19 protein-coding genes are annotated in these 24,711 nt (G+C 46.4%); 14 read left to right on the top strand and 5 right to left on the bottom strand.

Going from position 1 to position 24,711, the window contains the following annotated elements; all coding sequences use genetic code 11:
- The first annotated feature begins 60 nt into the window (after window positions 1–60).
- The 9 genes from DKT73_RS14885 to DKT73_RS14845 all read left to right on the top strand — a co-directional run bounded on the left by DKT73_RS14885 (window position 61) and on the right by DKT73_RS14845 (window position 10,458).
- Window positions 61–1,632 (top strand): acyl CoA:acetate/3-ketoacid CoA transferase, encoded by a 1,572-nt coding sequence (locus DKT73_RS14885; RefSeq protein WP_111639338.1) that lies wholly within the window; start codon window positions 61–63, stop codon window positions 1,630–1,632.
- Between the two features lie 26 nt (window positions 1,633–1,658).
- Window positions 1,659–2,861 (top strand): thiolase family protein, encoded by a 1,203-nt coding sequence (locus DKT73_RS14880; protein ID WP_111639337.1) that lies wholly within the window; start codon window positions 1,659–1,661, stop codon window positions 2,859–2,861.
- 89 nt (window positions 2,862–2,950) lie between these two features.
- Complete coding sequence (locus DKT73_RS14875) at window positions 2,951–3,709, top strand: crotonase/enoyl-CoA hydratase family protein (RefSeq protein WP_111639336.1); 759 nt, start codon at window positions 2,951–2,953, stop codon at window positions 3,707–3,709.
- A gap of 49 nt (window positions 3,710–3,758) precedes the next feature.
- The gene (locus DKT73_RS14870; protein ID WP_111639335.1) at window positions 3,759–4,526 is read left to right on the top strand and encodes a 3-hydroxyacyl-CoA dehydrogenase; all 768 of its coding nucleotides are present in this window, start codon (window positions 3,759–3,761) and stop codon (window positions 4,524–4,526) included.
- A 27-nt stretch (window positions 4,527–4,553) separates the two neighbouring features.
- Window positions 4,554–6,317 carry an acyl-CoA dehydrogenase family protein gene (locus tag DKT73_RS14865; RefSeq protein ID WP_111639334.1) on the top strand — a complete coding sequence of 588 codons (1,764 nt, stop codon included), beginning with the start codon at window positions 4,554–4,556 and terminating at the stop codon, window positions 6,315–6,317.
- Window positions 6,318–6,453: 136 nt separating this feature from the next.
- A complete protein-coding gene (locus DKT73_RS14860) occupies window positions 6,454–8,319 on the top strand; it encodes a feruloyl-CoA synthase (RefSeq protein ID WP_111639333.1) in 1,866 nt (621 codons plus the stop codon).
- An 11-nt stretch (window positions 8,320–8,330) separates the two neighbouring features.
- The gene (locus tag DKT73_RS14855; protein WP_111639332.1) at window positions 8,331–8,741 is read left to right on the top strand and encodes an acyl-CoA thioesterase; all 411 of its coding nucleotides are present in this window, start codon (window positions 8,331–8,333) and stop codon (window positions 8,739–8,741) included.
- A 35-nt stretch (window positions 8,742–8,776) separates the two neighbouring features.
- A complete protein-coding gene (locus DKT73_RS14850; RefSeq protein ID WP_111639331.1) occupies window positions 8,777–9,526 on the top strand; it encodes an electron transfer flavoprotein subunit beta/FixA family protein in 750 nt (249 codons plus the stop codon).
- Entirely contained in the window at window positions 9,526–10,458 is a 933-nt protein-coding gene (locus DKT73_RS14845; protein ID WP_111639330.1) for an electron transfer flavoprotein subunit alpha/FixB family protein, read from the top strand. The genes DKT73_RS14850 and DKT73_RS14845 overlap by 1 nt, the downstream gene beginning before the upstream one ends.
- 91 nt (window positions 10,459–10,549) lie before the next feature.
- Here DKT73_RS14845 and DKT73_RS20415 read toward each other — a convergent pair whose 3' ends face one another.
- On the bottom strand, window positions 10,550–10,672 hold the full coding sequence (locus DKT73_RS20415) for a hypothetical protein (RefSeq protein WP_269814506.1): 123 nt from the start codon (window positions 10,670–10,672) through the stop codon (window positions 10,550–10,552).
- Between the two features lie 251 nt (window positions 10,673–10,923).
- Between DKT73_RS20415 and DKT73_RS14840 the strand changes: the two genes are divergently transcribed.
- Window positions 10,924–12,378 (top strand): TrkH family potassium uptake protein, encoded by a 1,455-nt coding sequence (locus DKT73_RS14840; protein WP_111639329.1) that lies wholly within the window; start codon window positions 10,924–10,926, stop codon window positions 12,376–12,378.
- Between the two features lie 228 nt (window positions 12,379–12,606).
- On the opposite strand, the gene DKT73_RS14835 is transcribed toward DKT73_RS14840, so the two are convergent.
- Window positions 12,607–14,934, bottom strand: coding sequence for an FdhF/YdeP family oxidoreductase (locus DKT73_RS14835; RefSeq protein ID WP_111639328.1), 2,328 nt, complete (start codon window positions 14,932–14,934; stop codon window positions 12,607–12,609).
- Window positions 14,927–15,766, bottom strand: coding sequence for a formate dehydrogenase accessory sulfurtransferase FdhD (gene fdhD, locus DKT73_RS14830; RefSeq protein WP_111639327.1), 840 nt, complete (start codon window positions 15,764–15,766; stop codon window positions 14,927–14,929). The genes DKT73_RS14835 and fdhD overlap by 8 nt, the downstream gene beginning before the upstream one ends.
- A 436-nt stretch (window positions 15,767–16,202) precedes the next feature.
- On the opposite strand from fdhD, the gene DKT73_RS14825 reads away from it, so the two are divergent.
- Window positions 16,203–17,582 (top strand): peptidoglycan DD-metalloendopeptidase family protein, encoded by a 1,380-nt coding sequence (locus DKT73_RS14825; protein ID WP_111639326.1) that lies wholly within the window; start codon window positions 16,203–16,205, stop codon window positions 17,580–17,582.
- An 89-nt stretch (window positions 17,583–17,671) separates the two neighbouring features.
- Here the strand turns inward: DKT73_RS14825 and DKT73_RS14820 are convergent, their stop codons facing one another.
- Together DKT73_RS14820 and DKT73_RS14815 are read right to left on the bottom strand one after the other, a co-directional pair.
- Window positions 17,672–19,795 (bottom strand): TRAP transporter permease, encoded by a 2,124-nt coding sequence (locus DKT73_RS14820; protein WP_111639325.1) that lies wholly within the window; start codon window positions 19,793–19,795, stop codon window positions 17,672–17,674.
- Window positions 19,796–19,891: 96 nt separating this feature from the next.
- Complete coding sequence (locus DKT73_RS14815) at window positions 19,892–20,920, bottom strand: TAXI family TRAP transporter solute-binding subunit (RefSeq protein WP_111639324.1); 1,029 nt, start codon at window positions 20,918–20,920, stop codon at window positions 19,892–19,894.
- 280 nt (window positions 20,921–21,200) lie between these two features.
- Here DKT73_RS14815 and DKT73_RS14810 point away from each other — a divergent pair, with 280 nt between their 5' ends.
- The 3 genes from DKT73_RS14810 to acs all read left to right on the top strand — a co-directional run bounded on the left by DKT73_RS14810 (window position 21,201) and on the right by acs (window position 24,698).
- Complete coding sequence (locus DKT73_RS14810) at window positions 21,201–21,815, top strand: HAD family hydrolase (protein WP_111639323.1); 615 nt, start codon at window positions 21,201–21,203, stop codon at window positions 21,813–21,815.
- Window positions 21,816–21,875: 60 nt separating this feature from the next.
- Complete coding sequence (locus DKT73_RS14805) at window positions 21,876–22,640, top strand: class I SAM-dependent methyltransferase (protein ID WP_232827894.1); 765 nt, start codon at window positions 21,876–21,878, stop codon at window positions 22,638–22,640.
- 99 nt (window positions 22,641–22,739) lie between these two features.
- Window positions 22,740–24,698: an acetate--CoA ligase gene (gene acs, locus DKT73_RS14800; RefSeq protein ID WP_111639322.1), complete on the top strand. Its 1,959-nt coding sequence runs from the start codon at window positions 22,740–22,742 to the stop codon at window positions 24,696–24,698.
- The last annotated feature ends 13 nt before the right edge of the window (window positions 24,699–24,711 follow it).

The following is a 24,711-nucleotide window of genomic DNA, read 5'->3' as shown; positions in this document are numbered from 1 at the left end:
ACAACATTAAAAAAATCCCCGACTAATTAAACAAATATAAAAGAAATGTGAGGGTTAAAAATGAGTAAGGTTATTTCTCTAGCGCAAGCCGCTGATTTGATCCCTGATGGTGCCAATGTGGCTTGGTCAACGGTGGGTATGTCGTATTTTGCTGAAGCCGTTGCTAAGGCCGTGGAACAACGTTTTAAAGAAACAGGCCATCCACAACAGTTAACCCTCATTCATGATTGCGGTTGCGGTGACGGTAAAGACGCTGGTATGTCGCACATGGCGCACCCAAATTTGGTGAAACGCTTGATTTCTGGTCATACCGGTCAAGCGCCCAAGATGGCGCAAATGATCACAGATAATGCGATTGAAGCCTATCTATTGCCACAAGGTGTGTTGACCACTATGTGGCGTCAAATTGCTGGTAATAAACCAGGGGTCATTACCAAAGTGGGCATGGGAACCTATGTTGATCCTTTGATTAGTGGCGGTAAAGTCACGTCTTTAACCACGGAAGATTTGGTTAAACGCATCAATATTGAAGACGAAGAATGGTTGCTGTATAAAAAATTTCCCTTAGATGTGGTGATCATTCGTGCCACAACAGCGGATGAAAATGGCAATTTGTCTGTAGAAGAAGAGGCTATGTTGGCGGAAATTCTGCCGATGGCTCAAGCCGCTAAAAACAGTGGTGGTATTGTTATTGCGCAAGTGAAATACATTGCCGAACGCCATTCTATTAATCCAAAAGAAGTGAAAGTGCCCGGTGTGTTGGTGGATTACATTACCGTCGCACCTGCAGAAGATCATAAACAAACCATCACCACAACCTACAATCCAGGTTTAGCCGGTAACTCACGTGTACCGTTAAACGCTTTGCCACCTATGCCATTTAGTGACCGTAAAGTGATTGCGCGTCGTGCTGCGATGGAACTGAAAGCCAATGTCATGGTGAATCTTGGTATTGGTATGCCAGACGGCGTTGCGGCGATTGCGGCAGAAGAAAAAGTCTCCCATTTGTTTACCTTAACCACAGAGCTTGGCACATACGGTGGTATTCCTGCTTCTGGCGGGGATTTTGGGGCGGCGTGGAATGCGGATGCCATTATTGAACACGAAGCGCAGTTCGATTTTTATGACGGCGGCGGTTTGGACATTGCCTTCTTGGGACTGGCACAAGCCGACAAAGACGGCAATTTAAACGTCAGTAAATTTGGCCCTAAAGTGGTTGGACCGGGTGGTTTTATCAACATTTCCCAGAGCGCCAAGAAAGTGGTGTTCTGCGGTACCTTGGTGAACGGCGCGAAACTTGGTTTTGAAAACGGCCAGATGACCGTATTGGAAGAAGGCAAGGTGCAGAAGTTTGTCGAGACCGTTGATCACATTACTTTCAGCGGTGCGGTTGCGCGTGCTAACCATCAGTCTGTGGTGTTTGTGACGGAGCGTTGTGTATTGGAGTTACGTCAAGAAGGCATGGTGTTAACGGAAATTGCGCCCGGATTGGATTTGGAAAAAGACGTACTCAGTGCAATGGCATTTCGTCCTATTATCGCCGATGACCTGAAAACCATGCCAGCCGCTATCTTTGCCGAACAGTGGGGCGGTTTAGGCGACATCATGGCAGCAGCTGATCAGCAAAAATAACAAGAATAAATAAGCGAGGAAACCTTATGTCTATTAAGAATGTAGAAATTCCCTACGGCGCTTACTGGAGTACGCCGTTTACCAAGTGGCAAGGTTCATTGCAGCATTTGCACTCAATGAAGTTTGCGGCCCATGTGGCAAAAGCAGAATTGGCAAAACGCAATATTGATCCGTTGATTTTTGATTCTGGCGTATTGGGTATGACGGTGAACCAGTACCAATCTTTTAACGGTGCGCCTTGGCCTTTGTATGACATTGGTGCGGTGAATACCGCCGGTCATGCGGTCAATCAGGTCTGTGCTACCAGTGCGCGTGGTTTGTTTGCTGCAGCGTCAGAAATTGTCTGTGGCATGGCGAAGGTGTCTTTGTTGATCACCGCAGATCGTTGCTCAAATGGCCCGCATCTTTACTACCCAAATGCGAAAGGCCCAGCCGGTGCATCAGAAGATCAAGTAACTTACAACATGATGAACGATTGTGTGGGCGGTCATTCCATGATGCAAACCGGTGAAAACGTGGCCAAGCGGTTTGACATTACTCGTGAAGAATTGGATCTGGTCACTTTTCGTCGTTTTGAACAATACCAAGACGCATTAAAAGACGATCAAGCCTTTCAAAAGCGTTATATGACGCTGCCTTTGTCTGTGCCAACGGCCAACTTCAAAAAAGAAGAAACCGTGATCACAGGTGACGAAGGGGTGTTCCCAACGACTCTAGAAGGCTTGCAAAAGCTGAAACCGATTCAAGAGGGTGGGGTAATTACCTACGGTAACCAAACGCATCCCGCTGACGGTAATGCGTCGGCGATTCTTTGTCGCTCAGAAGACGTGGCATCCCTTACGGCTCGTCCTGAAATCAGAATTGAAGTGCTAGGTTTTGGGCAAGCACGCGATGATTTGGCTTATATGCCAGCCGCTCCCATTGAGGCGGCGAAACGCGCCCTTGCGGTGGCGGGAGTGGACATTAAACAAGTCAAAGCGATCAAAACACACAACCCCTTTGCGGTTAACGATGTGGCTTTTGCGAAAGCCATGGACATCGATGTGATGACCATGAACAACTATGGCTGTTCATTGATTTGGGGGCATCCTCAAGGGCCAACCGGTATGCGCGCCATTATTGAGCTGATTGAAGAGTTAGTACTGATTGGCGGTGGCTATGGTTTGTTTACAGGCTGCGCGGCGGGTGATACCGGCATGGCTGTGGTGATCAAGGTTTCAGATCGCTAAACGGCACGACTACTGTGCTCGATTATACGGTCGCTCATTTGCACATCATATCGTGCAAAGGCCCAATAAAATTTTAAAGGTAATCCAAGATGACGTATCAATTTATTAATTACTCCGTAGAAAATGGCATCGCGCATTTGCAGCTGAATCGCCCTGAGAAGAAGAATGCCATCAATGACCGTTTGTGTCTTGAAATCGAACAGGTGTTTTTGAATTTAACCGATGATGTCAATGTCATTGTGTTTTCTGGAAATGGCCCTGAATTTTGCTCCGGTTTGGATCTACAAGAACACAAAGCCCGTGAGCCGTTTGAAGTCGTTAAGCACTCCAATATGTGGCATCGCGTGTTTGGTCATATTAGCGATTCTGGTATTCCGGTGGTTGCTGCTATGCACGGTGCGGTGATTGGTGGCGGTTTGGAATTGGCGATTTGTGCCCATGTGCGCGTCAGTGAAGAAAATACTTTCTATCGTTTACCTGAAGGCAAGCATGGCATTTTTGTCGGTGGTGGTGCGTCCGTCAATGTGGCGAATGTGATCGGTGCGAGTCGCATGACGGAAATGATGTTGACCGGTCGTGATGTCAGAGCCGAAGAGGGTCTTCGCATTGGCTTGGCGCATTATGTTGTTGGTAACGGTGAAGCCTTGGCGAAAGCCTTTGAAATCGCCGAAGGTATTGGCAAAAACTCGAAATACTCCAACTGGGCCATGACCACAGGTCTGAGCCGTATCAGTAATATGTCGGCGCAAGAAGGTTTGTACACTGAATCATTGATTTGTGGCATTACGCAAACCAGTGATGAAGTAAAAGCGCGTATTGACGCATTTTTGAATCGTAAAAAAAGCTAAGAGTTTTGCCCTTGGTAATAAAAATAACAGCAAGATCAGGAGTATTTAGATGCAAATTCAAGACAAGCATTTTGTGGTGACCGGTTCGGCTTCCGGTATTGGCGAGGCGGTGGCGCGTCGTCTTCATGGTTTGGGGGCGAAAGTCACTTTAGCCGATGTGAATGAAGCGGGTTTGGCCCGTGTGAAAGCTTCTTTAGGCGAGCGTGTGCAAGGTTGCGTGACAGACATCGTTAACGAAGAGTCTGTACAAAATGCAGTGGACAAAGCGGTTGAAGCGTTTGGTCCAATCAGTGGTTTGATCAACTGTGCGGGCATTCCAGGCGCAGAACGTATTGTTGGTCGTGAAGGCCCGCATCGTTTGGCGTCGTTTCAGCGTGCGGTATCAGTAAACCTAATCGGCACCTTTAATATGATTCGTTTGGTGGCTGACAAAATGCAGCACAATGAACCTGAAGCGAATTTAGAGCGAGGTGTGATTATTAATACGGCGTCTGTGGCGGCCTTTGATGGTCAAATCGGTCAGGCTGGTTATGCGGCTTCTAAAGGAGGGGTTTGTGCCATGACCTTGCCGATTGCCCGCGAATTAGCGCGCTTTGGTATTCGCGTAATGACCATTGCCCCGGGCCTTTTCAAAACGCCTATGATGGATGTTCTCCCAGAAGAAGTGCAAAAATCTTTGGGTGAATCTGTGCCATTTCCACCGCGTCTTGGTGAGCCAGATGAATACGCAGCATTGGCGCAACACATCATTGAAAATGGCATGCTGAATGGCGAAGTGATTCGTCTTGATGGTGCGATTCGTATGGCGGCGAAATAGTCAGATGAGTGTATTCGGGAGACGATAATGACCTATCAAGCGCCTTATAAAGACATGCAACTGCTGGTGGCACAAGCTTATCTTCAACAAGATCTAGCGACGTTTGAGTCGCTGGATGGTTTTGATCCCGAGTTGGCCAATGCAGTGATGGAAGAAGCCGCGAAGTTTGCTTCTGGTGTGCTTGCGCCGTTGAATGCGGTGGGGGATGTGCAAGGGTGTCGCTTTCAAGATGGCAAGGTAACAACAGCGGACGGCTGGCGAGAAGCGTATCAGCAATTCGCCGAATCAGGTTGGATTGGTTTGGCGTTGCCCGAAGCATTTGGTGGTCAAGGTCTGCCCAAATACATCGCTCAGCCAGTGAATGAGATGTGGCTATCTGCCAATTTGGCCTTTGTGATGTTTCAAGCTTTAGCACAAGGCGGCTCAGAGATTTTATTGAACTTCGCCAACGAAGCGATTCAAAAACGTTATTTGCCCAACATTGTGAGTGGTGAATGGACCGTGGCAATGGCGTTGACTGAGCCTAATGCGGGTTCGGATTTAGGGGCGTTGAATACGAAGGCGATTCCCCAATCTGACGGCACGTATAAAATCAAGGGTCAGAAGATCTACATCACCTACGGTGAGCATGACCTAACGGACAACATTGTTCATTTGGTGTTGGCGAGAACACCAGATGCGCCGGCAGGCAGTCGCGGCATTTCGTTATTTATTGTGCCCAAATATCGCGTTGCAGAAGACGGTGCGCTAGGTGAGTTTAACGATGTGCGTTGTACGGGCATTGAACACAAAATGGGGCTTCATGGTAGCCCAACGTGTTCCATGAGTTACGGTGATCAAGATAACTGTATTGGCGAATTAGTGGGCGAACTGAACCAAGGTCTAATGGCGATGTTTGTGTTGATGAACGAAGCCCGTTTAAGTTGTGGTTTACAAGGTGTGGCTTTGGGAGAGTTGGGGTATCAACGCGCATTGGAATACGCTAAAGAACGTACCCAAGGCACGAATAACCAAGGTGAAAAAGTTGCTATTGTCGAACACGCTGATGTAAAGCGCATGTTGCTAGAAATGCGTTCGGAAACCTTTGCATTGCGTGCCTTGGGCTATCTGATTGCCGCGCAAATTGATGCGACCGAAGTGGCTGATGATTCCTCAAACCACAATCAATCGAAAAAAGACCGAGTCGCTTTGTTGACGCCGATCTTTAAAGCCTTTGCGACGGAGCGTGCCAATGTGATGGCGGGGCAAGTAGTGCAAGTGTTTGGCGGTATGGGGTTTGTGGAAGAAACCGGTGTCGCGCAAATAATGCGTGATGCACGGGTGACGACGATTTATGAAGGTACGACCGGCATTCAAGCCCGTGACTTGGTGTTTAGAAAAGTTCGTGGCGACGAGGGGAAAGCGTTGACCGAGTTGTTGGCAGACATTACTCAGTTAGCCCGTGCGTTTGAATCCGATGTTGTATTTGCCCCAATAGCGAAAGAGACACAGCAGACGGTGGAAAAAGTGACGTCTTTACTGAACGCATATTTATTAAATCATGAAGTTGATACGACGTCTTTACAGGCGGTGTCTGTGCCTTTTTTAGAGGCGATGGGCATCTTATGCTGCACTTGGCAGTTGTTGAGTGTCTTGGCGTATTTACAAGCACATGAAAACGACGATGCGTCCTATGAGCAAAATATTAAGGCCATGGTGACTTTCTATGGTGCTTACCGTTTGCCTTTTGCCATGGCGGCTTTAAAGGTCGTTGAAAACGCTGGCTTAGGTCTTAGCCAGTATGAATTTTGAAATGGGCCGTCAGGTCTAAAGTCGAGAAAACAATAACAATTCGGCAGTGGTTGAATAAACCACTTCCCTAAAACTCTAGCCATAAAAATAATCAAAGCGCCTTGTTAAGGGCAGAAGATGAGAGTGGGAGCAAAAAATGAACGGTGAATTTCATCCTATTAAGGTCGTTGCCCATCCAATTAGCGTTGAAAAACGAGAAGATGGTGTGCAAATCATTAACAGCCAAAAGGCGTTAGACGACTATGCACGCTGCTGGACGGACCAGCTTGAATATTGGGCCGACAAGACACCTGATCAATTGTTTGTCGCTGAACGTGACGCACAAGGTGAATGGCAGAAAGTCACCTATGCGCAAGCGGTCAGCCGAGTGCGTAAGATCGCCGCTTGGATATTGACTCAGCCTGTTTCTGTTGAGCGTCCTATCGTGTTTTTGTGTGGTAATAGCTTAGAGCATTTAATGCTGGCGTTAGCCGGCATGTATGTTGGTATTGCGCATTCGCCGCTGTCTCCTGCTTATTCGCTTATTGCGACAGATTATACCAAGTTGCAGGGGATTTTTGATATTTTGACTCCTGGTATGATAGTGGTTGATGAATTGGCACCTTATGAAAAAGCCATTCAGGCCGTGTGTCATGATGATCACATTCCCGTGATGGTATTGAAAGGCAATGGGCTTGCCAACGGCGGCGCTACACAGATTACGAATCCTGTTATTTCCTTTCAGTCTGCTTGGGATTATCCAGAATCCGCCGCTGTCGATGTTGAGAACGCTAAGGTAAACGGCGATACCATTGCGAAGATTTTGTTTACGTCTGGTACGACAGGCATGCCAAAAGGCGTGATCAATACCCAGCGTATGATTTGTGCTAACCAAGTGATGATTCATCAGGTCATGCAGTTTTTGAAGGATCAGCCACCTATTATGGTGGATTGGTTGCCTTGGAACCATACCTTTGGTGGTAACCATAATATCGGTATTGCCTTGTACAATGGCGGCAGTCTGTACTTGGATGATGGTAAGCCAACCGAAAAACTCTTTGCCAAGACTCTACGCAATTTGGCTGAAGTGTCGCCTACTGTGTATTTCAACGTGCCAAAAGGTTTTGAGTTGTTAGTGAAAAATTTAAAAGCGGACAGTGAACTTGCTGAGAAGTTTTTTGCTCGTTTGCAGTTCACCTTTTTTGCCGCAGCGGGTTTGGCGCAGCATATTTGGGACGATTTGGATGCGTTAGCCATTCAATACACTGGCAAAAAAATCCCCATGGTAACCGGATTAGGTTGTACGGAAACCGCGCCATCAGCGACCTTTGCATCGGTTGAAGAGTCAACATCGGGTGTGATTGGTGTGCCAGCACCAGGCGTCTCTATAAAATTAGTGCCTAATGAAGGCAAGTTAGAAGCGCGTGTGAAAGCCGAAACGGTGATGCCGGGTTACTGGCGTCAGCCTGAGATGACGGCAAAAGCCTTTGATGAAGAAGGCTATTATTGCCTAGGTGATGCTATTGCTTATTTGGATGAAAATGCACCACAGCGTGGTTTTCGTTTTGATGGTCGAGTGTCCGAAGATTTTAAACTCGACAGTGGCACTTGGGTCAGTGCGGGCACCTTACGGGCAAAATTTATCAGTGCCTTTGCGCCGTTTGTGCAAGACGTTGTGTTGTGCGGCACCAATCGTGGTTACATCACGGCGTTAATTTTCCCAGATTGGGCGCATTGTCAGGCGATCCTGCCACATGATCTGGTGGAAACCCATGAAGAGATCATTGCCCATAGTGCGGTACGCGATGCCTTTAAACAGAAATTAGCTGAGTTTGCAAAGCAGAGTACAGGCAGTTCTACCGTGGTTGAGCGCATCTTGCTTCAAGCTATACCACCCAGTATTGATGCCCATGAAATAACGGATAAAGGCTCGCTGAATCAGCGTGCGGTGCAAGCGCATCGAGAAGATCAAATTGCGCTTTTATATCAAGAGCCTCTATCGGATTTGGTTATCAGTTTATAAAGGAGCACGTCATGTTTAAAAATGAGCGCCAATTGCACATTGAGTGGGGCGATTGTGACCCCGCCGATATTGTGTTTTATCCAAGGTACTTTGCTTTTTTTGATGCCTCAACAGGGGCGTTATTTGAGGCGATGGGTTATACCTTGCGCTATATTCGGGATGAGTTAAAAGACGTAGGTTTTCCTATGGTGGATACTCGATCACAATTTTTTAAACCGTCTAAATACGGTGATCAGGTCACGATTAAAAGTGAGTTTACTCAGGTCGGCCGTGCCAGTTTTGGCATTCGTCACCAGCTATTTAATGGTGAAGATCTGGCGGTTGAGTGCCTCGAAAAACGGGTGTGGGCGTGTCACGATGCATCGGGAGTATTAAAAGCCAAAGCCATTCCCGAAGCGGTGAAAGCGCGAATGCTGAGTTAAACATGGTTAGGCAGTATGGATAAGGCAAGAAAAAGATGAAAATACTAGTGGGCGTTAAGCGCGTGATTGATTACAACGTCAAGGTGCGCGTGAAAGCTGATCAAAGCAATGTGGATTTAACCAATGTCAAAATGTCGATGAATCCATTTTGTGAAATTGCGGTTGAAGAGGCTGTGCGTCTCAAAGAAGCGGGCCTTGCATCGGAAGTGATTGTCATGAGTGTGGGTTCAACACAAAGCCAAGAGCAACTTCGTAATGCCATGGCATTAGGTGCGGACCGTGGCATTCTTGTTGAGGTCGAAGGTGAAATGGCCCCTTTAAATGTGGCTAAAGCCTTTGCCGCTGTGATCCAAAAAGAACAGCCAGAGTTGGTGATTCTGGGAAAACAGTCTATTGATTCTGATAACAATCAAATGGGACAAATGTTGGCGGCGTTGACCAAACGCCCACAAGGAACCTTTGCCTCTAAGCTAGTTGTTGACGGTGACAAGGCGCTGGTCACTCGTGAAATTGATGGCGGTTTACGCACAATTGCACTGACACTGCCGTCGATTGTGACGACGGATTTGCGCCTTAATGAACCCCGTTATGCCAAATTGCCAGATATCATGAAAGCCAAACGCAAGCCTTTAGAAACTTTGTCGTTAGCAGACTTAGGTGTGACTCTAAAAACGCATCACCGTTTGGACAAAGTGGAAGCGCCTGCCACCCGAACGGCAGGTGTGAAAGTGTCGTCAGTGGACGAGTTGATCCGTAAATTGAAAGACGAAGCGAAGGTGATCTAATGACAACTTTATTAGTGGCAGAACATAATGTAATCGCTTTGGCGCCTTCAACCTTGTCCGCGTTGATGGCAGCTCATCAGATTGGTCATGACGTGCACGTCTTGGTTGCTGGTAAAAATATCGCTTCGGTTGCTGACGCGGCGGCAGGTTTATCTGGTGTCAGTAAGGTTGTCTGCGCGGACGCAGATTGTTACGAACATACTTTGGCCGAATCAATGGGGGATCTCATTGTTCAGCTGAGCGAGCATTATTCACACATTATCGCTCCGTCTAACTCTGACTCGAAAGATTTTATGCCCAGAGTAGCGGCTTTGTTGGATGTGGGTCAGGTCTCCGATATTTGCGCAGTACTCAGCGCCGATCAATTTAAACGTCCGATTTACGCTGGTAATGCCATTGCCACGGTGACGGTATTGGACGATAAAAAAGTCATTACGGTACGTGCGTCTTCTTTTGATAAAGCCAGTCAACAAAATGATCAAGCTTGTGTGATTGAGAGGGTTGATTATGTGGCGGATAACACCGTATCTCATTGGCAATCAGACGACATTACTGAATCGGTGCGACCCGACCTTGCGGGCGCTAGCCGTATTGTGTCTGGCGGGCGTGGCGTGGGCAGCGGAGAAAGTTTTGCTTTAGTGGAAGCCTTAGCCGATAGGTTAGGGGCGGCCGTTGGTGCGTCTCGTGCTGCAGTGGATGCGGGTTTTGTGTCGAATGATTTGCAAGTTGGGCAGACCGGTAAAATTGTCGCCCCCGATTTGTATATGGCGTTTGGAATTTCTGGCGCTATTCAGCATTTGGCAGGAATGAAAGATTCGAAAGTGATTGTTGCAGTTAACAAAGACGAAGATGCGCCTATCTTTCAAGTGGCTGACTATGGTTTGGTAGGGGACTTGTTTACAGTATTACCAGAAATGACGAGCAAACTCTGATCGCCTAGCGTCAATATGGGCACGACGGCCTGAGTGTTGGGCCGTCAAACATGAATTTGGTGACGTTAACCGAGCCTTGGCTCGGTTTTTTTTATTTTGACGCTTTCTGCGAACTCAGTTCAATGACACGTTTGCCACTAATCACCAAGAAACAGCATACAGTAATGGCGAGGGCAGTAAGGTGAAAAAAGTCAACGAGTAGTATGTTTTCCATTGTGTGTTCCTTTTCTGAATCTTGTTATTTTGTTTAATAAAAGCACAGCTTTCATAATTCGTCCACACTATTTACTCAGTTAGTTTTAAAAGTTTATTTATGCGACGAAACGTTTTTGAATTGGGCGTTGTTGACTTATAGTGTGCATCGGGATTCATCCTATGGTTTGACCCTATTGTTTTGTTGAAATCATTCTTCCATCAAAGATATTTTTATACCGTGCAGATTGTTTATAGGAGTCGTTGCGACTCATGATTCGTCCATTGTTGATTATGCGTTTGCTAACCATGCCTTGTATCTGGATGAGTGTGGTGCAATTTGTTTTTGGCGAGTTGTCCTTTATGTTTTTTAAAGATAACGTTGGGCGTGCCTTTGTAGAGCCTGCATTAATTACTTTTGTGATCTCTTTAGTGTTGCTGGTTGGATTTAAAAATATCCCTCTGCCTTCGGTAAATATTCGTGAAGCCATGCTATTCGCGAGTTTGACTTGGCTTGCGGTCGGTGTCCTCGGCGCCATTCCTATTATTGCCATAACGCATATTTCTTTTACCGATGGGGTATTCGAATCCATCAGTGCACTGACGACCACGGGGGCCACTGTGTTGTCTGGATTAGATAATATGCCGCCCACTTTTTTAATGTATCGCCAGTTTCTACAATGGATGGGTGGGCTTGGTGTGGTGATCTTTGTGGTGGCGATATTGCCTATGTTGAACATAGGCGGTATGCGCTTATTAAAAGCCGAAACCCCTGGGCCGATCAAAGACGACAAACTTTCCCCACGAGTATCGAGTACAACGCACTACCTATGGATGGTGTATTTGGCCATTACGGTTTTGTGCGCTTTAAGTTATTACGTTGCTGGCATGTCCGCGTTTGACGCGATCGGCCACAGTTTTACCACGGTGTCCACTGGTGGTTTTTCGACTCATGATGCGAGTATGGGATATTTTAACAGCTCGCTTATTTTGTGGATCTGTAACCTCTTTATGGTGCTCGGAGCCGTTAACTTTGCGTTGCATTATCGGGTGTATATTGCACGCAGTATTAAGCTTTATTGGCAGGACGAAGAAACCCATGGCTTTTTATGGATTATCGGGGTGGTGGCCTTGCTGTTGGCTTTGTTTCTTTTTCAGACGGGTTCGGAAGACGGTTTCTGGGTGTCTGTCACACAAGCCTTTTTTCATGTGATCTCTTTCATCACGAGCACAGGGTACGCCGCAACGGACTTCGGTGCTTGGCCTGCTGTCACATCAATCGTATTGATTTTTGTCGGTTACATCGGCGGGTGTGCTGGGTCAACGGCGGGTGGCAACAAGGTTATTCGTAATATTATTTCTTTGAAATCTATTTCGTTGGAATTAAAGCGCTTAGTGCATCCGAATGGGGTGTTTGCCATGAAGTTTCAGGGACGAACGATCAGTACTGATGTCCGCCATTCCGTAATGGGTTTTATGTGTTTGGCAGCCATAGTAACGGTCGTGTTTACGCTTTTATTGATGGCTACTGGGATGAGTTTTATGGCATCGTTGAGTGCAACCGCGGCTTGTTTAAATGTATTAGGTCCAGGTTTTGCTGAGCTTGGCAGCAACTTTGCTCCACTTAGTGACACAGGAACCTGGTTAATGAGTTTTGCGATGATTTTAGGACGTTTAGAATACTTTACGGTACTGGTGCTTTTCTTTCCGGTGTTGTGGCGTCATTGACCCGAGTTTTATTTGCATCTTTTAGGGTAAATTCTCTGCCGCTTACCGTGTAAATGACTTGTTATTCCCCTCAAAGGAGGCTGTTGCCAAACGAATGCCGTCGATCTTGTCGGTCGGCCCGACCTTCAGGCCGTCAAGGTTTTTGGTTTGGTGTTATCAGGTACAGGTGATTACCTTTAACGACACTCCCTCTTCCGAGGAAGTGACGTATAAACAGGTTAGTCTTACTTAAAGTGCAGCCACCGCAATACCGTTGTTTTCCTCTTGATAGGCTTCTAGTTCTATCGCAATGCTTTTTGAGGTTGGGGTATTACTGAACTCGCCATGACTGTCTAGCGGTACTAATGGGTTGGTTTCTGGGTAGTAAGCGGCAATATTACCCGCCGGAATACTGTAAGGAACCAGTTTGAATCCACTTACTTTACGGACCACACCGTCGTCCCATAATGAACGAAGCGTTACGCTTTGGCCTTCTTCAAAACCTAGGCGCTGTATGTCTGCTGGGTTAATAAACACCACTTTACGCTCGCCTTTTATGCCACGGTATCGATCGTTCATGCCATAGATGGTGGTGTTATATTGGTCATGAGAGCGAAGCGTTTGCATGATGAGTGTTTTGTCTGACAACAAATCTTGCGCGCGTTTGGGTAGAATCGATTCAGGCAATACATGAGTATGACAAATGGCTTTCCCTGCTGGTGTTTTCCAGTTTCTTTCCCGTGCGCTGTTACCTAGATAAAATCCACCATCTTGTAAAATGCGTTGGTTAAAGTCATGGAATCCAGGCACAACAGCGGCAATGTGTTCACGAATAAGATCATAGTCACTGACCACTTCATGCCAATCAATCGGGAAATTGCCCAGCGTGGCGGCCGCGATGCCTGCGACAATGGCGGGCTCAGATTTTTGTTCTTTGCTCAATGGCTCTAATACGCCGCCAGAAGCATGAATCATACTGAAAGAGTCTTCCACGGTGACTTTTTGCTGGCCTTTCGCTTGATAGTCTATGTCTGTTCGTCCCAAACAAGGCAGTATAATGGCTTCAGTGCCCGTAATTAGGTGAGAGCGGTTGAGTTTGGTACTGATTTGTACGGTGAGCTGACATTGCTTTAAGGCATGTTCAGTGGCTTGGGTATCGGGTGTGGCTGCAGCGAAGTTACCGCCAAGAGCGATAAAAACGCCGACTTTACCATCACGCATGGCGCGAATGGTGTCTACGACGGCCAAACCGTGTTCTTGCGGTGGTGTAAAATCAAAGCGTTTTTCCAGGGCATTAAGAAACGCTTGAGAAGGGCGTTCGTTAATCCCCATGGTTCTGTCACCTTGAACATTGCTGTGACCGCGAACTGGGCAAACACCTGCGCCAGGTCGACCTAAATTACCACGTAATGCCATTAAGTTGACCATTTCATGAATGGTCGCTACCGAATGGTGATGCTGAGTAATGCCCATTGCCCAGGTTAAAATAACGCTTTCTGCTTTGGCATAGACGTTCGCCGCATGGGTAATGTCTTCTTTGCTTAGGCCGGATTGATTGAGGATGTCTTGCCAACTGGTTTGTTTGACTTGCTCAAGGTAGGCGTCTAAACCCTGAGTGTGTTCTTGGATGAAGTCATGATCAAAAACGGCTTTGCCTTGTTGTTGAGCGTCTGCTTCTAGGTCAATAAGCACTTTGACCATGCCACGAACCACGGCCATATCACCGCCGATTTTAGGACAGAAGTAGCCCGTATTCGTTGGTTTTGAACCATTGGTGAGCATTTCTATTGGGTTTTGCGGGTTTTGAAAACGTTCTAAACCACGCTCGTGCAGTGTATTGAAGCTTAAAAGCTGAGCACCGCGTTGCACCACTTCTTTGAGGGTTTCCAGCATACGAGGATGATTCGTGCCCGGATTTTGACCAAAGACGAATACGGCATCTGCGTGTTCGAAGTCGTCAATTTCTACTGTGCCTTTGCCTATTCCAATGCTGCTGGTGAGGGCATAACCACTGGCCTCGTGGCACATGTTAGAACAGTCAGGAAAGTTATTGGTGCCATAGGCGCGAGCAAACAACTGATACAAAAAAGCGGCTTCATTACTGGCTCGGCCAGAAGTATAAAACGCCACATTGTTCGGATTCGATTGGCTTTTTAGCGTGTTGCCGATTTGCTGATAAGCGTCTTCCCAAGAGATGGCTTCATAGTGGTCCGTTTCTCGGTTATAGCGCATTGGCTCCGTTAGGCGACCTTGATACTCAAGAAAGTAGTCACTTTGAGTATTTAACCAGCTAACGCTGTGTTCAGCCATGAAGGCGGCATCGACTTTGCGAGAGGTGGCTTCCCAGTTAACCGCTTTGGCACCATTTTCACAAAAACGGATTTTCGCTGGGTCGTGTTTTTCGCCCCAAGCGCAGCCTGGGCAATCAAAGCCATGGGGTTGGTTGGTTTTTAGTAAAGTGTGAATGTTGCGAACCGCATTCTCACTTTTTAGCCAGTGTTTTGTGGTGCTTTGTAATGCGCCCCAGCCCCCAGCCGGTCCTTTGTATGGCGTGTAAAAATCGGTTTTTTTACTCATCGTTTGAGTCCTTTAACGGGATTGAAGACGCGTATATTCGAGGCGCATCTTGCTTGGGTAAATGAATCAGTGTTAGCCCGTAATGCTGGGCAAGCTTGACGGCCAATGTGCTTGGTGATGCTAGGTGAATCAATCTTGATAGCCCCACTCGTACGGCTTTTTGTACCAGTTCTGTGCTGCATCGACTTGACATTAAAACACTGTGATCTTGTAAGTTTATATTCTGTTGCTGTGCATAGCCAATCACCTTATCAAGGGCATTATGTCGCCCTATGTCTTCCATACAAACCAAAGGATCGCCATTCGGTGATAGCAGCAAAGCGCCGTGAACCGCACCGGTTTTGTTGCCTAATATTTGAAACTCAGACAAACGTGTTCTTAATGTTATGAGCGCTGTTGCTTCTATGGCGTGGCATGGTGGAAGCGTTGCTAGCGTCGGGATGGCTTGAGTTAATGATTCTATGCCGCATAACCCGCAGCCTGTGGCGCCGAGGTGAGTGTGTCGTTTTTGCTTAAATTGAGCAAACTGGCGTGGACTCAGCGTTAAATTGATGGCAATGCTGTCGATGCCAGGTGGCGTTTGCGTGCGCTGAATATCCAAATCTCGGATATCGCTAATGTGTTTGATCAGGCCTTCGCTGCGGGCAAAACCAACGACAAAAGCGTCCAAGTTTATGGGTGTGACCATCATGACAGCATAAGAAATATCATGAATGCTGATGGCCAGTGGCACTTCTTCTACCAGTTCAGTTGACTCTAATGGGTGTGATGTTTCGCAACGTCTAAATGAACATTGTTGCGAACTGGTGAAAGAAAAAGACGAGTAACGCATAATCGAATCGGTTTAAAGCTCAAAAAGGATGGTTTAATACTACGGAGTGTCATCACAAGCGTCCAATGGTTTTGCGTGTGTTATATGCAAGAAAACGACATAAATTTAGTCAATAAAATGGCTTATCTAAAAATCGCCTCGGAAAAATAGCACTAAGGTGCTTTCAGCGGACGAAGTATTTCTTTAGCTAGGGAAATGCCGTATCCTACGCCGAAAAATTGCACACTAAATGTTCTATCCGTATGGGATGTGTAAAACCATACGTTAAAAGGGCATGGATTGTGATTATTTTCATTCCACCAGTGGCAAGAAAATAAGCATATGCTACAAAGCATGGCTTTGTTTTTGTCCTATATTTGAGAGTATGTCCGAACTATGGGTTAGTGCATAGTTGGGTTCTTAATGAACCGCATCTTCGTTTAATGAGTTTTTATTTATGCAATTTATAACACGCCTTTCACGTTGGGCCTTGTCTGGTCCCAAAGTTTGGTTATCTATTATATTCGTTGTCTTTGTTATTTTGTTATTTGTGTATGAGTCGCTTGTCTCTCCAACCGACGATGCACAAGATTTTACGTTGCCCAACAGTAAAAAAGAATTAACAACAAGAAAAGAAGCAACGACGAGAAAGCCAGCGATTAAGGAAAATGCCAATACGGACGAAGACAACGACTACGATTCTTTGGTGACAACAGACCCATTGAAAAACGTAGAAAAAGTCACTGCGCCGCTTCCTTCGATAGACTATGTTATTAAGTCTGGCGATACGTTAGAGCGTATTTTTGCGCGCCTTGGATTGTCTAGAGAATCTATGTACGCAGTGCTTGAGGCGGATCAAGAGTATTTAGTTCTAGAGCCTCTCCTGCCGAATGATAAATTTACCTTTAAACTGGATGAAAACGGCGAGCTACTCTCCCTTACGCGACGCATTGATATTAGTAAAAGTGTCTCTTATGTTCAGCATGAAAACGGTGGGTTTGTTTACGAAGAACATATTAAGCCCATCACTTATAGAGACAAAGTGGTTCACAGTAAAATCGTTGGTAACTTCTATCTTTCGGCGAAAAAAGCCGGTTTGTCTGATGCAAACATTCTTATTATTAATGACGTATTAAAAGGTCGCGTTGATTTTCGAAAAGACGTTCGAGCCAATGATGCGTTTAACTTCGTGGTTAAAAACGGCAGTATCAATAATGTAAAAGTTGGTGAAAGCCAATTGGAGGCATTAGAAATTACCGTAAAAGGGCAAACTTATCGCGCCTTTTTACATTCAGATGGTCGTTTTTATGATCAAGATGGTAACAGTTTAACACCCGCCTTGTTACGTTGGCCTACACGTAAGCAATATCGAGTGACTTCTCCCTTTAATGCTAACCGTTTACACCCTATCACAGGTCATCCAGCGCCCCATAACGGTGTGGATCTTGGAACGCCGTCAGGCACTGAAGTGTTAGCAACCGGCGATGGTATTGTGACACGTATTGCCACTCATAAATACGCAGGAAAATACGTTGTGGTGGATTACGCAGGCCCCTACAGTTCGCGCTTTTTACATCTAAGTAAAATTCTAGTGAAGCAAGGTCAGAAGGTGAAGCGCGGTCAGGTCATTGCTTTGTCTGGCAATACGGGACGTACAACCGGCGCCCATTTGCATTATGAACTGCATATTAGAGGGCGTCCTGTTAATCCAATGACCGCCGAAATACCAACCACTCAATCTATCTCTAAAGAGGAGCGGGTTGAATACAACGCGAACGTTAAACGTTGGTTAGCCTTGATGTCTGGTGATCAAGGCGAAAGTAAGACCCTAAAATAGTATTGAGGTCGTCACATAGGTGCTCTCAATAAAATAAAAAAGGCACACTCTTTATCGAGGTGCCTTTTTTATTGACTTCAAAAAAACGTTTATGCGGTTTTTTTATAAGATTTATTGCCCATTACAAAGATCGCCAAGAATAACCCAAGGCCAATCAATTGAATCCAAAGGGCCAAGTTTGGCCATAGCATCATAACGGAAGCGACCAGCGCTACCAGTCTAGGTAAAAGGGTTAATTTATCTTCTAAATAGCCCTCCATTGCACCGACTAAAGCGTACATGCCAAAAATAGCGAAGAATGACAGGCGTAGTAAGGTTTCTGTATCGCCGCCAATCAGTGGTGTATACGCCATTAAAAGAGGCACAATGTATAAGCCTTTGGCCAGTTTCCACGCTGTCATCCCAGTTAACATTGGTGGGGTTTTGGCAATAGCGGCAGCAGCAAAAGCGGTTAAGCAAACTGGTGGGGTGACGTTACTGTCTTGTGATAGCCAAAAGATGATCATATGGGCTGTTACCAATATCATGGCGATACTTTGAGCGCCTAACGCTTGATCCATGAGCATACTTTTGAAATCATTTGGTACTTGCGCCAGTAACGCTTGGGCTTGTTCCATAGGCATACCTTGGGCCAACGCGGCCATGGCAGAGGGGTCTACCAGCATAAAAACAGCGCTCGCAGCCTCTGGCAAATGACCAGACGACATCATATCCAAAAGTTGGCTTTCGGCGATTAAGTTAAAGAGCGCAGGCGCGGAGAGTGTGCCTAATACAATGTACGCCGCCGTGACTGGCAAGCCCATTCCTAAAATCAGCGATGCAATGGCCACTAATATAATGGTTAAAAGTAAGCTGCCACTGGCCCAGTTGGTAATCAGCAAAGAAAAGGTATTGCCCACCCCGGTGGTGCTAATGACATTAACGACGAGACCAATGCCCACCAATAATACCGCGGTGGTCGACATATTTTTCGCCCCTTGAGCCATGGCATCCAATATCGCGATCGGCCCCATTCTATGCTTGGGAGATAAAAAAGAAGCCGCGACGACCGCAAGAATACTGATTCCTGCTGCGTACGTTGGAGTAAAGCCTTGCACCAATAGGGCGACTAGCACACCAAGCGGCACAATATGGTGCCAGCCTTCTTTGAGCACTTGTGACATATTGACTGCATCGTCACTTTCTGTCGCGATGACCCTACTGCGTTTCGCCTCAACGCGCACAAAAAAACCAACGGAAAGAAAATACAGTAATGCAGGAATGGCTGCCACACTGATAATAGTGACATAGGACACTTGTGTGTATGACGCCATGATAAAAGCACCTGCACCCATGACCGGAGGCATGAGCTGTCCACCTGTGGAAGCGGCTGCTTCAACCCCCGCTGCAAAACGAGCCGGAAACCCCGCTTTGCGCATTAAAGGAATCGTGATAACACCAGTAGAAACGGTATTGGCAACCGATGAGCCAGAGACAGACCCCATCAAGCCAGAGCCAAGTACGGCAACAAAACCTGGTCCGCCAATCATTTTGCTCGCCAGTGAGCGAGACAAATCAATGATAAAGTCACCCGCCCCAGATTTGACCAAAAAAGCGCCGAACAAAATAAACATGAAGACAAAGCTCCATGAAATCCTAGAGATGGAACCAAACATACCGTCGGTACTGAAAAAGCTTCGATACAACAGAGTTTCAAGACTCAATCCAGGGAAATTAAACATGCCCCCCAACCAGCTTCCCCACAGCACAACATAAGTCAGTGCCACAATAATAAGGAAGGGAATAAACCATCCGCTGGTACGACGAATCAGTTCGAGAGACATTAATACAGCGACACTGGAAACAATCCAGTCAGCGTTATTGAACGTAACGCCTCTGGCATAAAGTGCATCCTCAAAAAAGACGATATATAACACCATGCCAATTAGGGCAAAGACGAGGATGCCGTCACAAAATAGGGCGATTTTACTCTCGCGCCATTGCGGTGACGCTGGTATGAGCAGCGCACACAGCATCCCAAACCCTGCAAAATGAAAAGCGGAAACCCAAAGCTCGGGTAAAGTGGCAATGGTATTAATGTAGATATGAGCAAGGGCTAATAAAACGGATAAGGTAAACACAAAACGGTTTAACCAAGGTCCGGAGCGATATCTTGTTTCGAAATCGTCTAGATTGATGTCTTTAGATGCGCTGGGTTGCGATGAAGCAGTCATAGACAGGCTACCTTTGTATAAGCAAAAGAACGGGTTGTGCAAGATGAAAAGTGTCGCGCCGCACAGGAGTGCGACGCGATAACCATAGGTGTCTTGTTATTTTGCGATTAGGCGAGCTGGGATATTGATGCCGCGCTCACGATAATAACGCGCGGCGCCTGGGTGCAAGGGCACAGGAAGGCCGGCGATGGCTTTTTCCAAGGACATCACAGAGGTGGCTTTATGAATGGCACTTAAGTACGAAAGGTTCTCATAAAGCGACTTGGTCAATTCATAAACGTCTTCTTCTGATAGATCCGCACGCGTTGCCAAGAAGTTAGGTTGTGCAACGGTATTAATGTCTTTGGTTTGGCCTGGGTAGGTATTGGCAGGAATCACGTAGCGAGTCCATAATTCATAATTGCCGTTTGCTTGTTTGATTTGCTCATCGGTGAAGTCCAGTACTTTAACTTTGTCACCCATAGACGCATAAAGACGTGTCACTGCGCTGACGGGGACACCTGCAGGGGTATTCATGCCATCTATGTTGCCGTTTTGCATTGCGTCTGCGCTGGCGCCATAGCCCATATAAGCAAGGGCAAATTTGTCTGGATCAATGCCTAAGCCGTTGAGCTGTTGGCGACCAGAGCCTTCTGTCCCCGAGTTTTTGGTCCCGATGGAGAACTTATGATTTGTCCCTTCAAGGTCTTTTAAGTCGGCTACCGTCCCTGTTTTGGCGAGATCGGATCTGAGCACAAAATGTTCGACGTTTTGCCATAACATAGAAATGGAGCGTAATTCACTTTGTTTTCCTGAGCTTTCGAACGGACCTTCACCGTCCCATGCCCATGCGCCGTATAGGCCTTGTAATATGGCGAGTTGGGCTTGATTTTCACGCAATAATTTGATGTTCTCTCCCGATCCGGCAGAGCTGATTGCTGATACGGAAAGGCCAAATTTAGGTTCGAGTTTTACCTTGCTTAGAGTGGCAATAGCAACACCAACAGGGTAGTAAGTTCCCCCTGTCGAGGCGGTTGCTAAAATGTAGTTGCGGTTATCTGCAGCAGATGCATTGCCTGCTGATAGGGTAATCGCTGCTGCAGTCGCCGTAGAAAGAAGCGTTTTTGTAACAAATCCCAATTTCATATTATTTTTCTCCTAGTTAGTGGGGTTAGTTACCTAATCTATAGCGATTTCCATGCCAGATATATATCTTATTGATATTCATAGGTTTATTTATATTCTGTCAGTTTTCTTTCTTTTTTTGTGCACATATGCGCTATTTATTGCTGATCGATGAGGTTTCCATATCGGCAATATATTGCTTATGATGAAAGCGAGTAAAGACAACCCATAGCAGGGTATTGAATCCTTTATTCTTTTTTAGATGAGCAATATATTGCCGATGGATCAAGGTGAGAGAGCGATGAAACAAAATCATGATATTCGTGTTGTGTTGTTTGATTTAGGCAATGTTTTGGTTGATTTAGGCGACATTTCCGAAATGCATGCTATGTTGAATACTCAAGGAGAAGAGTCCGACGTGTGGCTGAAGTGGTTACGTTCGCCAACCGTGGCGGCTTTTGACTCTGGTAAAATTACTTTTGATCAATTCGCCGATAGACTATTGAAAGAAGTCAACAGTAATATAGACAGGGAAGCGTTTAAGGCATCTTTTAGAGCATGGCCCAGAGGCTTGTTTGCGGGGGCGCTTGAACTGGTTGAATCTGTAAAGCCTGAATACCATCGAGCGATTTTATCGAACACCAATGCAGCGCATTGGCCTAGGCTAATGGATGAAATGGCACTCGCGGGTAAGTTTCACAGTTATTATGCTTCTCATTTAGTGGGCTTTGTAAAACCAGATGACGCGATTTATTTACATGTCATTGAGCATTTACAGGTTTTGCCTGAGCACATTTTGTTTATTGATGATAATCAAGTGAACATTGATACTGCAAATAGGTTGGGGATGCTGGCTTATCGAGTTAAGGGGGTTGATGCGGCGCGTGATGTGCTTCATCGACATGGAGTTATCTAGTGAGAGTTAAATAGCAAAAGTCATCTTGCTTTGAACCTTCATTAAGCTGTTGGGGTGTGAATGCTATTTAGTCCTGGGGTTTCTATGCGTACTTTTGATGGGCAATCTTCTTCGTATTATTCACGAACTCGGCCTTTGTATCCGGCTGAGTTGTATTATTGGTTATCTCAGCAAGTGGCAGCGCCAAGTGTGGTGTGGGATTGTGCTTGTGGTACGGGACAGGCCTCGGTGGATCTGGCGGCGTACTTTGATCGTGTAGAAGCATCTGATATAAGCGAATCGCAAATCACGGCAGCGACCCCACATCGTAAAGTGAATTATCAAGTCTGTCCGGCTGAAAAGACCCCTTATCCAGACCATTATTTTGATGTGGTGTGTGTGGCTCATGCGCTGCATTGGTTTAATCTAGAGGCTTTTTGGGCAGAGCTTAAACGAGTCTTAAAACCTGGCGGCATGTTCGTTTGCTGGGGATATAACTGGTTACAAGTCGGGGAAGCCGAGGACAAAGCCATTGCGGAGTCTGTGTTGCCGCATTTGGCGGCTTACTGGCCACCTCAAAGCCGTTTGTTATGGAATCAGTATCGGGACATTCAATTTCCTTTTGCACTGATAGAGGTGCCTGAGTTTGAGTTAAGTTGTCACTGGACCGTCACTCAGACCTTGGATTTTATTCGCACTTGGTCTGCTTCTCAATTGCGCATCCAAGAGCAAGGTGAAGAATTTTTAGTCAATGCATCGCCTATCATTCGTGATGCCTGGTCAGAGCCGAGTAAAAAACAAGAAGTGCGTTTGCCATTTTTTGTGAAGGCTGGGCGGTTCACTTGACGCTCTTTTTGCCATAAGACTAAAGTGGAATAGATTGCCATGCTTGGCAGGTTATAGTAGTTCAGCATCCGAATAACAAATTTAACAATGGAGCGGGTTATGAAGTCATCATATAGCGCAACCTCAAATGAGGCGGCAAAAAATGCCAATGTGAGTCAAGCAGAATTTGAAAAACGCTATCAGGAGTCGATTGAAAACCCAGATCAGTTTTGGGGTCGAGAAGGCAAGCGTTTGGATTGGTTCTCACCTTATACTAAAGTCAAAAATACCTCCTTTAAACGCGGCCAAGTAAGCATTAAATGGTTTGAGGGTGGTGAACTCAATGTGGCTTACAATTGCATTGATCGTCATTTAGCCAGTTCAGCGGATAAAGTCGCGTATTACTGTGAAGGCGATAAAGAAAGTGATGCTAAAACAGCGATTACTTATCAAACATTGCACGATGAAGTCGGCCGTTTAGCCAATCTTCTAAAGCGTCAAGGCGTCAATAAAGGCGACCGCGTGGCTATTTATATGCCGATGATTCCTCAGGCGGTATACGCTATGTTAGCGTGCGCTAGGATTGGTGCAATCCATTCGGTTATTTTTGGTGGTTTTTCAGCACATGCTATTGCTGATCGGCTCAACGATTGCGAAGTGAAGTTGGTGATTACCGCCGATGAAGGACGACGAGCCGGCAATACGATTCCTCTTAAACACAATGTTGATATGGCTCTGAGTAATAACGCCTGTCCATCGGTTGAAGCCGTTGTAGTGTATCGCTATACCCAAAAAGACGTGCCTTGGTTTGAAGGAAGAGATTTGGATTGGGCCGCAGAAGTTGAAAATGAAAGTACTCAGTGCCCAGCCGAACCCATGAATGCGGAAGATCCGCTTTTTATCCTTTACACATCGGGTTCAACTGGTAAGCCAAAAGGCGTGGTACACACAACGGGCGGTTACTTGGTTTATGCGTCTTTAACTCACGAGTTGGTATTTGACCTCAAACCGGATGACATTTATTGGTGTGCGGCGGATGTTGGTTGGATTACGGGACACAGCTACATGGTTTACGGGCCATTGGCGAATGGCGCAACCAGTATTTTGTTTGAAGGGGTGCCAACGTATCCGGACTCTGGACGAATTGGTCGTGTTGTAGACAAATTTGGTGTGACCATTTTATATACGGCTCCAACGGCGATCCGTGCTTTGATGGCAAAAGGGGATGAAGCGACTCGTTCAAGTCATCGTGACTCATTGCGCGTACTGGGCAGTGTGGGTGAGCCTATTAACCCAGAAGCGTGGTCTTGGTACTACAGTGAAATTGGCAAATCCTCTTGTCCAATAGTCGATACTTGGTGGCAAACCGAAACAGGTGGCATGATGATGTCGCCTCGCATCGTGCAGGCTGATATAAAGCCAGGATCTTGTACGGGTCCTTTATACGGTGTGTTGCCCGCTTTGGTCGATGCGCAAGGGGTTTTGCTTAATGAACAAGGCGTTCAAGTCGATGGTGGCTTGGTGATCACGGACTCTTGGCCGGGGCAAGCGCGGACGGTATACGGTGACCATGATCGTTTTGAGCAGACATATTTTAGTACGTTCGAAGGCATGTACTTTACTGGTGACGGCGCCTCAAGGGACGCGGATGGGCATTATTGGATCACAGGACGTATGGACGACGTGCTGAATGTGTCAGGCCACCGCTTGGGAACCGCTGAGATAGAAAGTGCTTTGGTGGCGCATCCTGCTGTGGCTGAAGCGGCTATTGTTGGCTACCCTCACGACATTAAAGGTCAGGGTATTTATGTGTATGTAAGTGCCGTTGCGGGGGTCGTACCAGACGAAGAACTAACGAAGTCTTTGAAGCAGTTTGTGCGTCAAGAGATTGGTCCTATTGCAACACCAGATTTGATCCAATGGGCAAGCAAGGGACTACCAAAAACGCGCTCTGGTAAGATTATGCGACGCATTTTAAGAAAAATTGCGGCCAATGAACATGATCAACTTGGCGATACCAGTACACTCGCTGATCCAAGTGTGGTTGATGATTTAATCGAAAACCGTTTAAATGTGTGACAGTCTACATATT

Origin of the sequence: Marinomonas shanghaiensis, from assembly GCF_003259175.1 — a bacterium.
GTDB lineage: Bacteria > Pseudomonadota > Gammaproteobacteria > Pseudomonadales > Marinomonadaceae > Marinomonas > Marinomonas shanghaiensis.
This window is presented reverse-complemented; position numbering and strand designations above follow the sequence as displayed.

Coding starts and splice junctions, on each gene's coding strand:
- DKT73_RS14855 (WP_111639332.1), top strand. CDS start 8,331: ATGTTTAAAAATGAGCGCCAATTGCACATTGAGTGGGGCGATTGTGAC.
- DKT73_RS14805 (WP_232827894.1), top strand. CDS start 21,876: ATGCTATTTAGTCCTGGGGTTTCTATGCGTACTTTTGATGGGCAATCT.
- DKT73_RS14875 (WP_111639336.1), top strand. CDS start 2,951: ATGACGTATCAATTTATTAATTACTCCGTAGAAAATGGCATCGCGCAT.
- fdhD (WP_111639327.1), bottom strand. CDS start 15,766: ATGCGTTACTCGTCTTTTTCTTTCACCAGTTCGCAACAATGTTCATTT.
- DKT73_RS14865 (WP_111639334.1), top strand. CDS start 4,554: ATGACCTATCAAGCGCCTTATAAAGACATGCAACTGCTGGTGGCACAA.
- DKT73_RS14880 (WP_111639337.1), top strand. CDS start 1,659: ATGTCTATTAAGAATGTAGAAATTCCCTACGGCGCTTACTGGAGTACG.
- DKT73_RS14815 (WP_111639324.1), bottom strand. CDS start 20,920: ATGAAATTGGGATTTGTTACAAAAACGCTTCTTTCTACGGCGACTGCA.
- DKT73_RS14840 (WP_111639329.1), top strand. CDS start 10,924: ATGATTCGTCCATTGTTGATTATGCGTTTGCTAACCATGCCTTGTATC.
- DKT73_RS14825 (WP_111639326.1), top strand. CDS start 16,203: ATGCAATTTATAACACGCCTTTCACGTTGGGCCTTGTCTGGTCCCAAA.
- DKT73_RS14870 (WP_111639335.1), top strand. CDS start 3,759: ATGCAAATTCAAGACAAGCATTTTGTGGTGACCGGTTCGGCTTCCGGT.
- DKT73_RS14835 (WP_111639328.1), bottom strand. CDS start 14,934: ATGAGTAAAAAAACCGATTTTTACACGCCATACAAAGGACCGGCTGGG.
- DKT73_RS14845 (WP_111639330.1), top strand. CDS start 9,526: ATGACAACTTTATTAGTGGCAGAACATAATGTAATCGCTTTGGCGCCT.
- DKT73_RS14850 (WP_111639331.1), top strand. CDS start 8,777: ATGAAAATACTAGTGGGCGTTAAGCGCGTGATTGATTACAACGTCAAG.
- DKT73_RS20415 (WP_269814506.1), bottom strand. CDS start 10,672: ATGGAAAACATACTACTCGTTGACTTTTTTCACCTTACTGCCCTCGCC.
- DKT73_RS14810 (WP_111639323.1), top strand. CDS start 21,201: ATGAAACAAAATCATGATATTCGTGTTGTGTTGTTTGATTTAGGCAAT.
- DKT73_RS14820 (WP_111639325.1), bottom strand. CDS start 19,795: ATGACTGCTTCATCGCAACCCAGCGCATCTAAAGACATCAATCTAGAC.
- DKT73_RS14860 (WP_111639333.1), top strand. CDS start 6,454: ATGAACGGTGAATTTCATCCTATTAAGGTCGTTGCCCATCCAATTAGC.
- acs (WP_111639322.1), top strand. CDS start 22,740: ATGAAGTCATCATATAGCGCAACCTCAAATGAGGCGGCAAAAAATGCC.
- DKT73_RS14885 (WP_111639338.1), top strand. CDS start 61: ATGAGTAAGGTTATTTCTCTAGCGCAAGCCGCTGATTTGATCCCTGAT.